General features: G+C 70.0%; 7 protein-coding genes. 2 read left to right on the top strand and 5 right to left on the bottom strand.

Annotation, left to right across the window (positions count from 1 at the left end):
• Nucleotides 1-20: 20 nt before the first annotated feature.
• The 5 genes from K4B79_RS26325 to K4B79_RS26345 all read right to left on the bottom strand — a co-directional run bounded on the left by K4B79_RS26325 (nucleotide 21) and on the right by K4B79_RS26345 (nucleotide 8268).
• Complete coding sequence (locus K4B79_RS26325; protein WP_232029381.1) at nucleotides 21-1745, bottom strand: LCP family protein; 1725 nt, start codon at nucleotides 1743-1745, stop codon at nucleotides 21-23.
• 151 nt (nucleotides 1746-1896) lie between these two features.
• Nucleotides 1897-3579, bottom strand: coding sequence for an LCP family protein (locus K4B79_RS26330; RefSeq protein ID WP_232029382.1), 1683 nt, complete (start codon nucleotides 3577-3579; stop codon nucleotides 1897-1899).
• Between the two features lie 76 nt (nucleotides 3580-3655).
• Nucleotides 3656-5422, bottom strand: coding sequence for an LCP family protein (locus K4B79_RS26335; protein WP_232029383.1), 1767 nt, complete (start codon nucleotides 5420-5422; stop codon nucleotides 3656-3658).
• 228 nt (nucleotides 5423-5650) lie between these two features.
• Nucleotides 5651-6967 carry an LCP family protein gene (locus tag K4B79_RS26340; RefSeq protein WP_232029384.1) on the bottom strand — a complete coding sequence of 439 codons (1317 nt, stop codon included), beginning with the start codon at nucleotides 6965-6967 and terminating at the stop codon, nucleotides 5651-5653.
• Nucleotides 6968-7512: 545 nt separating this feature from the next.
• A complete protein-coding gene (locus K4B79_RS26345) occupies nucleotides 7513-8268 on the bottom strand; it encodes a TIGR03089 family protein (RefSeq protein ID WP_232029385.1) in 756 nt (251 codons plus the stop codon).
• A gap of 121 nt (nucleotides 8269-8389) precedes the next feature.
• Here K4B79_RS26345 and K4B79_RS26350 point away from each other — a divergent pair, with 121 nt between their 5' ends.
• Nucleotides 8390-9919 (top strand): N-acetylmuramoyl-L-alanine amidase, encoded by a 1530-nt coding sequence (locus K4B79_RS26350; RefSeq protein ID WP_374208515.1) that lies wholly within the window; start codon nucleotides 8390-8392, stop codon nucleotides 9917-9919.
• 203 nt (nucleotides 9920-10122) lie between these two features.
• Nucleotides 10123-11205 carry a sugar phosphate nucleotidyltransferase gene (locus tag K4B79_RS26355; protein ID WP_232029387.1) on the top strand — a complete coding sequence of 361 codons (1083 nt, stop codon included), beginning with the start codon at nucleotides 10123-10125 and terminating at the stop codon, nucleotides 11203-11205.
• Nucleotides 11206-11310 lie beyond the last annotated feature (105 nt).

Genomic DNA, 11310 nt, shown 5'->3' on the forward strand with positions numbered 1-11310 from the left:
CGGACGCCGCCGTCATCCGGTCAGTTCGCGCACTTCACCTGGTCCGCCGTGGACTGCCCCACGTCCGGGGCCTTGCCCGAGCTGCCGTTCAGCTTCACGCCCGCGCCCTTGAAGTCCTTGCCCAGGATCAGCGTCATCGTGGGCAGGCCCTGGGCGTTGGGCTCGCTCTCGCCCGGCTTCAGCGCGGAGCCGGACAGGCCCATGATGTCGGCCAGACGGCGGGCCTGGTCGGCCTGGTCGGGGGCGTACTCCAGGGTGGTCTTCGCCTGGTCGGCGCCCGCGTTGCCGGCGTTCTCGGACTTCAGCACGCCCTCGGTGTTCTGGAGGTAGTCCAGTTCCTTCTGCGCGCTGCCGGCGGCCGCGCCGCCGTTGAGGATCCGCACCCGCACGTCGGAGGCGGCGGACTTGGTGCCCTTGAGGCGGGCGGCGACCGCGGCCGCCTCCTTCTTCTCCTGGGCCTTGACCTCGGTGAACGAGATGTCGTTGTTGATCATCTCGAAGATCTGGGGTGCCTTGGTCTCGTCGACGACCACCGTCGCCTTGATCGTCTCGGCCGGGTTGTCCACCACCGGGATCGTCATGAAGGTGATGTTCTTCGGCGGTACCTTCTTCAGCTCCAGCGCCACGTCCTTCAGCGTGCCGACCTTGCCGATCGCGGAGTCCACGGTCAGCGCCTTCGTCGCGGCCTCGGCCAGGCTCAGCAGCTTCTTGGGGTTGGTCAGGGTGTCGCTGGAGGACATCTTGCGCATCAGCGAGCCCAGGAACTGCTGCTGCACCTTGATGCGGTCGAGGTCGCCGCTGTTGCCGAAGCTCTTGCGGGTGCGCAGGAAGGCGAGGGCCTGCTCGCCCTCGACCGTGGACTCACCCGCGGGCAGGACGAGCTTGGACTGCTTGTCGTTGACCGGCTTCGACACGCACACGTCGACGCCGTCCACCGCCGAGGTCAGCGTCTTGACCGCGTTGAAGTCGGCCATCATGAAGTGGTGGGGCTGGATGCCGGTGGCCTCCTTCACCGTCCGCATGGTGCAGCCCGCGTCCCGGCCGCTCTCCCCGAGGCTCCGGTTGAAGCGGACGCCCTGCAACCCCGGCACGATCTTCTCCGAGCCGTCCTCCTGTGTGGTCGGGCAGTCCGGGATGTCCGTGATCAGATCGCGCGGGATGCTCAGCGCGGTCGCGTTCGAGCGGTCCTTGGCGACGTGCAGCAGGATCGTGGTGTCGGCGTGGCCGACGCTGCCCTTGTCGCCGTAGCCGTCGTTGCCCGCGCCGGTGCGCTTGTCGGTGCCGACGACGAGGATGTTGAAGGCCTCGTCCTTCTTGAAGCTGCTGGCGCCCGCGTCACCGACGTCGGTGGTGTCGATGTTGCCCGCGAGGTGCTGGAGGTAGAAGTAGCCGGCCCCGGCCGTGGCGACCAGGACGAACGCCAGGCCGCCGCCGGTCCACAGCACGGCCTTCCTGGCCTTCGACTTCTGCTTCACCGGCCGACGGCCGCGGCGTCCGGGCGGCACGGCCCCGGGCGGCTCCTGGCGCCGCCGCGGGGGCGGGACCTGGCGGCCCGGGGCGGCGGGCGCCGTCGTACGCGTGCGGACCGCCCCCGGGCGCGGGGCGGCGGTTCTGCGAGGTCCGGGAACGGCCGACTGCGGTGTGGAAGGAGTCAGTCGCAGTTCGTATTCGCCGGTGTTCGGATTGAGTACCCACTGGTCTGCGGGATCGATGTCTTCCGCCCGCCCACGGCCTGGTGCGTCCAAGGTTGTCCGAGTCCTTCGTCAGGGCCACACTGGCACCTTCAACCCCCACTGAATCGCTCACACTATCCGCACGCCCGGGCATCGAGTGAACTTTCCTCGGGTTTTGTTTGAAAGAGAGTTCGAGCAGGGGCAGTTGGCGACCGCCCGGGGACTACCAGCGATAGGGCGGGTACACATCCATGCACTGTTTGGTGTCCGAGCCGTTGATGGCGTCCGACGTGCTGGGCAGATCACCGGCCTTCGGCGGTGCCTGCTTCGGATAGGACGTCCCGGTACGCCAGTCGGCGCCCACGACGACGGTGACACCGGACACATCCGTCGACCGCTTCACGGAACTCGTCGGAATCCCTAGGGATGTGGCGACCTCCTGGGCGTCGCCCTCCAGTTCGGCGCTCGGATAGCGCACCACGGTCTTCGCCTCCGAGGCCGCCGACCCGGTGTCCCTGGCCGCCTGGGCGTAGCCCTTGTCCACCAGTTCCCCGGCGATCTCGGAGGCCCGGCCGGAGACCGGGCCGAGCGTGGAGGTCCGGGTGGCGTTCTGCACCAGGACGCCGATCTCGTCCTTCGCGGCGGAGGGGTCGGCGCTCTCCGTCCGCTGTGTCTGTGTCTGCGGCTTCGCCTTCGCGTCGCCGGTGCCCCTGTCGTCGAAGGGCACGTCGTCGCGGAGCATCGCCCACATCTTCTCGGCGTCGTCCGTGGCCGGCAGCAGGTGGTTGATGTCCTGGGGGTCCTGGACGGTCGGCATCGTCGTCATGGTGATGCGGTCCGTGGGCACCGTCTTGAGCTGCATCGCCAGGTCGTAGAGCTCCTTGACCGAGCCGAGTTCCTCGGAGACCTTCAGCGAGTCGGTGGCCGCCTCGGCCAGGTCCATCAGCCGGCCGCCGTCGGTGAAGACGTTCTGGTCCTTCAGCGTGCGGATCATCGAGTTCATGTACATGTGCTGGGCCCGCGCCCGCAGCGGGTCGCTGCCCCAGGCGTGCCGGGTGCGCAGCCACTGGAGCGCCTGCTTGCCCTCGACCTTCCGCGTGCCGGCCTTCATCTTCAGACCGGAGCCGCCGGATGAGCCTGGCAGCGGGCGGTCCCACACGTTCTGGTTCACACAGACCTCGACGCCGCCGATGGCGTCCGCCATGCTCACCACGCCCGCGAAGTCGATCGTCATCCAGTGGTCGATGTAGATGCCGGTGAGGTTCTCCCAGGTGGCCAGCGTGCAGCCGGCACCGCCGCGGGCCAGCGACTCGTTGATGATCCGGTTGGTCGCCCGGAACTTCTCACCCGTCTCCGGGTCCTCGCACGCGGGGATGTCCACGCGGGTGTCGCGCGGAATGCTCACCACCGCGGCGCTCTTGCGGTCCGCGGACAGGTGGATGAGCATCTGCACGTCCGCCAGCGGCGGGTTGCCGCGGTTGTCCCGGCTGCCGCCGAGCGCCACGTTCTCGTCGGAGTTACGGCTGTCGGAGCCGAGCAGCAGGATGTTCACCGGCGTCTGCCCGGCCGCGTTCGGCTCCGCCTTGTGGGCCTTGGAGTCGCCGCTGCTGCGCTCGCCCTTCTCGATGTTGCCGTTGAGGTGCTGGTAGTAGAGGTAACCGGCGCCCGCCGTCCCCAGTATCAGCACCGCGAGCGTCGTCGCGGACCAGCGGAGCACGCGGTGCTTGCGTCCGGCCTTGGGACGGCCACGCCGCCCGCCGTGCCCACCGCCGGTGCTTTTGGCGCCGTCGCTCCCGGAGCCCTCCGGTCTGCCGCCGTCCTCGTCCCGGCCGGGTCCGTCGCCCCCACGACGGCTCTCCCGGACGTCCGGCCGGGTCCCCTCCCCGTGCACACTGCTGTGCGTCATCCCCTGTCTCCCCACCCTCGCGCCGTCGAACGGGCCTGCCAGTACGTCCCGTTAGACGTACGACAGGCCCGTCAGGTCACTTGGCGCACTCGACCTTGTCAGCAGTGGACTTCTGAACCCCCTCGGGGGTTGCCCCGGACGAGGAGTTGAGCTTCACTCCGGCGCCCTTGAAGTCCTTGCCCAGGGTCAGGGTCATCGTCGGCAGACCCTGGGAGTTGGTCACGCTCTCGCCCGGCTTCATCGCCGAGCCGGACAGCCCCAGGATGTCCGCGAGACGGCGGGCCTGGTCGGCCTGGTCGGGAGCGTACTCAAGGGTGGTCTTCGTGAGTTCCGCCGGTGCGTTGCCCGCGTTCTCCGACTTCAGCACGCCCTCGCTGTTCTGGAGGTACTCCAGTTCCGCCTGCGCGCTGCCGGCCTCCGCACCGCCGTTCATGATCTGCACCCGGACCTCGGAGGCGTCGGCCTTGGTGCCCTTCAGACGGGCGGCGACGGCGGCCGCCTCCTTCTTCTTCTCCGCCTTGACCTCGGTGAACGACACATCGTTCTTGATCATGTCGAAGACCTGGGGAGCGGACGTCGGGTTGACGACGACGGTCGCCTTGACCTTCTCCGCCGGGTTGTCGATCACCGGGACCGTGGTGAAGGTGAGGTTCTTGACGTTGAGCTTGCCCAGCTCCATCCCCAGGTCCTTGAGCTTGGTGATGCTGTCCAGCTGGGAGTCCACGGTGAGCGCCTTGGTGCCCGCCTCGGCCAGCTTGATCATCTTCGAGGGGCTGGTGAGCGTGTCGTTGGACTTCAGCTTCCGCATCAGCGCGCTGAGGAAGTTCTGCTGGAGCGTGATCCGGCTCAGGTCGCCGCCGAACCCGACCGCGTGCCGGGTGCGCACGAACGCGAGCGCCGTCTCGCCCGAGATGTGCTGCATCCCCTTCTTCAGGTTCAGATGCGAGTCCGGGTCGTCGATGTCCTTGCCCAGGCACACGTCGACGCCGCCGACCGCCGTGGTCAGCGTCTTGACGGCGTTGAAGTCGGCCACCATGAAGTTGTCGGGAGTGACGCCCGTCAGCTCGGTGACGGTCCGCATGGTGCAGCTCGGCGTCCGGCCGTCCTGGCCGAGGCTGGTGTTGAAACGGACGCCCTCGGTGCCCGGGATGACCTTCTGGGTGCCGTCCTCCTGCGTGGTCGGGCAGTCCGGGATGTCCGTGATCAGGTCGCGCGGGATGCTCAGCGCGGTCGCGTTCGTCCGGTCCTTGGAGACGTGCAGCAGGATCGTGGTGTCCGCGTGGCCGACGCTGCCCGCGTCGCCGTAGCCCTCGTTGCCGGAGCCCGTGCGCTTGTCCGTGCCGATCAACAGGATGTTGATCGCCTTGTCCTTCTGGAAGCCACCGGTGCTCGCGCCGTCGTCGGCGACGGAGGTGATGTTGCCGTTGAGGTGCTCGATGTAGAGGTAGGCGCCGCCCGCCGCGGCCACCAGCAGGAACGCCATCGTCCCGCCGGTCCACAGCAGGGCCTTCTTGCCCTTGGACTTCTTCTTCACCGGCCGGCGTCCGCGCCGCCCGGGCAGCGGCTCCTCCGGCACACCGCGCCGCCTGCGCGGGGGCGGCACGTCACGACCGGGCGCCGCGGGAGCCGCGCGCCCGGGGGCCGCCGTACGGTTGACCGCCCTGCCGCCGATCACGCCGTCCGCGCCGCCCGCTCCACGCACGGGGGATCTGCGGGGTCCGGGGACCGCCGACTGCGGTGCGGATGGGGTCAGTCGCAGTTCGTATTCGCCGGTGTTCGGATTGAGCACCCACTGGTCTGCGGGGTCGATGTCGTCCGCCCGCCCACGGCCTTGCGCGTCCACGATTGTCCGATTCCTCCGTCGGGGCAGCGCGGCACCCTCCCCCTCCAGGGCGCCCGGGTCTCGGTCACAGTGCTCGACCCCAGGACGGACCTCTGGCCGGTTGCACCGGATCGCTCACACTAACCGCCGTTTATGACGCGGAGGGACGCCGGTGACGCATTCCACGTCCCTACAACCGGGCAATTCGCCCATTCTCTCGGACGGTGGTTCGTCGCCTTGGTGAACGCTTTACCCGCAGGAGTCCTGGGCAGCGGTGTTTCCACGGAAGGTGGGCGTCGGGGACGGAATCGGGGCGGGCTCGTCGGGCCGCTTGTTTTCCGCCTTCCCGTCCTCGCCCGAACTACCGCTCAGGTCGCGATCGGTGTACTCCCCGTAGTCGGAGCACTCGCACAAACTCCCGTTTTCTCCGCCTTCGCGTTCTGTGTCGGTCGCATGGCCGTCCTCCGTCGCCGAATCCCGGGACGTGTTCCGTGTCACCTCGACCGGCGCGTCCGCGCGCAATCGTTCGAACAACCTTTCCGCCTCGGGCTCGACGAGTTGGTCGCGATTGGCGTTGTAGACATACGACTCCCGCGGCACCGTCAGGAATTGCACACGTTCGGTGGGGATGTGACGCAGGCCGCGCACGAGTTCGTACAAACCACGCAAGCTCGCCAGTCCCGGGTCGGTCGTCAGCGACGACGTGGCCGCGTCCAGCACGGGATAGAGCTTCACCGGATTCAGCAGGACGTCGTTGCCGCGCACCTTGTTGACGAGCGCCCCGAGAAAACGCTGCTGCCGGTCCATCCGGTCGGTGTCACTGCCGTTGCCCAACGACTTCCGCGCCCGCACGTACCCGAGCGCCTGTTCCCCGTTCAGCTTCACCCGCCCCGCCGGCAGCCGCAGCTTCGCAGCCTTGTCGCGAATCGGCTCCGCGAGACACACCTCGACCCCGTCGACCGCGTCCACCATGTCCTTGAACCCGTGGAAGTCGACGACCATGTGGTGATCCACCCGGATGTCCGTCAACCGCTCCACGGTCCGGATCGTGCACGCCGAACCCCCGACCTGGAACGCCTGGTTGAACATCGCGAACATCGGCTCGGTACGACTGCCGTCCGGCCGCGCGCACCCCGGCACGTCCACCATCAGGTCCCGCGGCAACGACACCGCGGTGGCGCTGCGCCGCCCCGCCGCCAGGTGCAACAGGATCGTCGTGTCCGACCGTTCGGTCCCGGAATCCCTGCCGTAGCGCCGGTTCCCGTCCCCCGACCGCGAGTCCGACCCGATCAGCAGAATGTTCTGCGCACCCCGCACCAGCGCCGTCGGCCGCTCCTTCTCGTACCGCGCCAGCTCCGTCGCGGCCGCGTCGTCCGACCTGATGTTCCCGTCCAGCTTGGCGTAGACCCCCCACCCCACCCCGGCGGCCGCCACCACGACCACCACCACCGCGATCCCCCCACCCCGCACCCACCGCCGCCGACGCCGCCGCCTCAGCCCACCCCCACCGGCCGACGCCCCCACCCCGGGCCCGAGCCCGACCCCACCACCTCCGGTCTCGCTCACGTCGAAATCCACCCCTCATGGCATACGAGCGTGCAGTGCGGGCTCCTCCTACGACGATGCCGTGGGCGGGGGGAGGGGGGTGGGTGGAGCTGGGCCGAACGGGTGGATGGGGCGGTGGGCGGGGGCGTATCTCAATCCCGGTCCAGGCCCTCTCGGCCCGTCCGGTGTTTGAGAACCAGCCCGCGCTGTCAGCCCGTCCGGCGTTCGAGGACGAGCTGACGCCGTCCCGATCCCCCACCCACCCGCACTTTCAGCCGGTCCCGCACTGCCGGCCCGTCCGGTGTTTGAGAACAAGCCCGCACTGTCAGCCCGTCCGGCGTTTGAGAACAAGCCCGCACTGCCAGCCCGTCCGGCGTTTGAGGACGAGGCCCCTTCAGGGCCGATCGGGGGTCCAGGGGGCGGAGCCCCCTGGGCGGGGTCGAAGGGGCGGCAGCCCCTGGTGATGGGACGGGTAGGGGCGGCGGGGGCGAAAAAGCCCGGGGGTCTGGGGGCACAGCCCCCAGGGACGGTCACCCCACCCACCCCACCCGCGCAACCGGCGGAGCCTACCGCGCGGTAACACTCACCCGCTCACTCTCGATCCGCTTGGCCAACGCCTCCTCGCCCAGCCGCTCCAGATGCCGGCACAACACCACGGACCCACCCGTGGCCAGCGGCCCGAACAACCCCGCGTTGAGCCCCTCCCACGTGTCATAAGGCAACCCCGACAACAACCGCGACCCCGGCCCCGTGAGCCCCAGCCCCACCGCCTCCGCCCGAGCCCGCTCCACAACCTCCGCCCCACTGAACTCCCGCCCGGCCACGATCAACGCGGGCTCCTCGGGATCCACGGGAGTGAACGGCACGAACCGGTCCCCCTGACTCGGCACCTCGACGGCATAGTCCACGAACCCGTCCGGCGTCTGCGGAAACCGCCCGCCCAACGGCCGCAACGCCAACGCCACCCGCTCCCCGGAACAGGCCCGAGCCGCGTCGAGCGAGTCGGGCCCGCTCACCACGACATCCGCCGCCCCTGCGTCCCCGCCGACGTCCGCGATCACCCCCACCGACGAACACGCCAGCAACCACACCGCCGTCTGCCAATGCGCGGGCAGCAACAGCGCCACCCGATCCCCGGGCGCCGCCGCGAGGTCCGACTGGAGAAGGTTCGAGGTCTTGGCCACCCAATTGGCGAAGGTGGCGACGGACAATTCGACCCGCTCGCCCGTGGCGTCGTCGTAGAAGGTCACCAGGGGACGTCCGGGATCCGCGGCGAGCGCGGAACGCAGCAGGTCGGCAGGGGTGCGATCGGTGGCAGTCACCCGCAGAAGCGTACGCGGGCCCCGGCCCCCGGATCGAGCCCCGAGCCCCCGCACGGCCACCGGTTCGGCGGAACGCCGCCCAACGGCCCGTCAGTTCCCCGATGGACAGATATGTATGACTATGTCCAAGATCAGGGGCATGCGTGGACTTCTTGCTTCCTCGATCGGTGTCACCTGTGCGGCCGCTCTGGCCCTCCCGCTGACCCCGCCGGCGACCGCGGCGCACGCCCCGGTCCCGGCGAGCGTGTCGGCCACGGCGGCGAGACCGGCGTCGACCGCGGCGGCGAGACCGGCCCCGGCACACCCGGCGCGGAACGGATCGGCGCCGGACGTACGAGGCGGCACCCAGTCGCTCCCCCTCGCCCCCCGCACCCACGACCGCACCCTCGGCCCCGCCACCGAACAGGGCCTGTTCCGCCAGGACGTACGGCACTTCTCGCTCGTCGGCGTCATCTGGGACGACCCGGACGTCGAACTGCACGGCCGCGTCCAGGTCCGTACCCGCGCCGCCGGCACGGACGTCTGGTCCGGCTGGCAGGACGTCGAGACCCACAACGCCGACCACGCGGCCGACCCGGACACCGCCGAGCGCACCTCGGGCCGCGTCCGGGGCGCCACCGCACCCCTGTGGGTGGGCGATTCGGACGGCGTGGAGGTACGGGTCCGCGCGGAGACGGGACCGCGGACCGAGGACACGGCCCGCGGCCCCCGCACGGCGACCCCCGTCACCCCCCTCCCGGCAGGCCTCCGCCTCGAACTGGTCGACCCGGGCGAGGAGACCCCGGTGGAGCCTCCCCCGGTGGAGGCCCCCTCGGCCGAGCCCCCCTCGGTCCAACGGGCCCGCGCGATCGCGGCCCCCGACCACATCGCCCCGACCGCCGAACCGGCCGAGGCCCTCGCCGCCGTCGACGCCTCCGCCGTCAACCTCGAACTGTCGGCCCCGCTCGGCGCCACCGAGATCCCCGCCCTCGACCGGCGGACGACCGAACGCGAACTGCTCGCCCTGAGGGACGGCCAGTTGACGCCGGCGCAGCGCGCGAAGCCGTACATCGGCCCACGGCCGCGGATCGTCACGCGGCGCGGCTGGGGCGCGAACGAGAAGCTGCGGGAGAGGAAGTTCGTCTACACGAAGAAGGTCAAGGCCGCCTTCGTCCACCACACGGCCTCCGGCAACGGATACCGCTGCGCGCAGGCGCCCTCCGTCATTCGCGGTATCTACCGCTACCACGTCAAGAGCATGGGCTGGCGTGACATCGGCTACAACTTCCTCGTCGACAAGTGCGGAAACATCTACGAGGGCCGGGCCGGGGGCGTGGCGAAGCCGGTTCTGGGCGCACACACGCTCGGTTTCAACACCAACAGCATGGGGATCGCCGTCCTCGGCAGCCACGGAGCCACCAAGCCGCCCGCCGCCACCGTGAAGGCCATCGCCCGGCTCACCGCGTGGAAGCTCGGACTGCACGGCGCCAATCCCCGCGGAAAGACATATCTGAAGTCCGGCGGTGGCAATCTCTACCGAAAGGGAAAGAACGTACGACTGAACGTGATCTCCGGTCACCGGGACGGCTTCGCCACGGAGTGCCCCGGCTGGCAGCTCTACCGGAAGCTCGACACGACCCGCACGAAGGCGGCCCGTCTCCAGGGGCGCTAGAACGGGCCAGGTCGGGGCCGTGATCCGGGAACCGTGTGGGGCGCCGGACAGTCTGTTCGGGGGGTACGTTCTTCGCCGTCGGGGGACAAGAGGCTGAATGCCGCACGGCCAACGAAGGCGCCACACAACGGTCTGCATACACTGACCGGCCGAAAGTCAGTTCGGAGTCAGTTCGGCCGGTCCCGGCAGGAAGCGGAGACGACGTGACAGAAGCGATCCTCCTGGTCGGCGGCAAGGGAACCCGGCTGCGCCCCCTCACGGTGCACACGCCGAAACCCATGGTCCGCGCGGCCGGGGTCCCCTTCCTCACGCACCAGTTGGCCAGAGCGAGAGCGGCGGGCGTGGACCACATCGTCCTCGCCACCTCCTACCTGGCGGAGGTCTTCGAGCCGTACTTCGGCGACGGCTCCTCCCTGGGCCTGCACATCGAGTACGTCACCGAGGAGGAGCCCCTCGGCACCGGCGGCGCGATCCGCAACGTCGCCTCCCGCCTGCACTCGGCTCCCGACGACCCGGTCCTGATCTTCAACGGCGACATCCTGACCGGCCTGGACATCAGGGCCCTGGTGGACACCCACGAGCGCACCTCCGCGGACGTGTCGCTGCACCTCACCAAGGTCACCGACCCCCGCGCCTACGGCCTGGTCCCCACGGACGAGACGGGCAAGGTCCTGGCGTTCCTCGAAAAGCCCCAGACCCCCGAGGAGATCGTCACCGACCAGATCAACGCGGGCGCCTACGTCTTCCGTCGCTCGGTCATCGACACGATCCCGCAGGGCCGCCCGGTCTCGGTGGAACGCGAGACGTTCCCGGACCTGTTGGCGGCCGGAGCCCACCTGCAAGGCATGGTCGACTCCACCTACTGGCTGGACCTCGGCACCCCGGCGGCCTTCGTCCGCGGCTCGGCCGACCTGGTCCTGGGCCGCGCCCCGTCCCCCGCGGTCCCCGGCCGCTGCGGCGACCGCCTGGTCCTGCCCACCGCCCGCGTGGCCCCTGACGCCAAGCTCACCGGCGGCACGGTGGTAGGCGAGGGCGCCTTCATCGCTGAGGGGGCCCGTGTCTTCGGCTCCACGATCCTCCCCGGCGCCGTCATCGAACCCGGCGCCGTCATCACCGACTCCCTCATCGGCACCCGCGCCCGCGTCGGCGAACGCTCCGTCCTCACCAACACCGTCATCGGCGACGGCGCCGTCATCGGCCCCGACAACGAACTCCGCGACGGCATGCGCATCTGGTGCGACGCCCAGATCCCCGCAGGAGCAGTCCGCTTCTCCTCAGACCAGTAACCACCCCACCCGCCAACCCAACCGCCGGCCGGGCCAGACCCATTCAGCCCGCCCGGCGTCTCAGGCTGCCCCCTGCCCAAGGCACATTCAGCTCGCCCGAGTCCG

This window comes from Streptomyces lincolnensis (assembly GCF_021173675.1).
Classification (GTDB): domain Bacteria; phylum Actinomycetota; class Actinomycetes; order Streptomycetales; family Streptomycetaceae; genus Streptomyces; species Streptomyces lincolnensis_B.

Excerpts from the sequence above, each read along its gene's own strand:
- K4B79_RS26330 (WP_232029382.1), bottom strand. The coding sequence starts at position 3,579 with ATGACGCACAGCAGTGTGCACGGGGAGGGGACCCGGCCGGACGTCCGG.
- K4B79_RS26350 (WP_374208515.1), top strand. The coding sequence starts at position 8,390 with ATGTCCAAGATCAGGGGCATGCGTGGACTTCTTGCTTCCTCGATCGGT.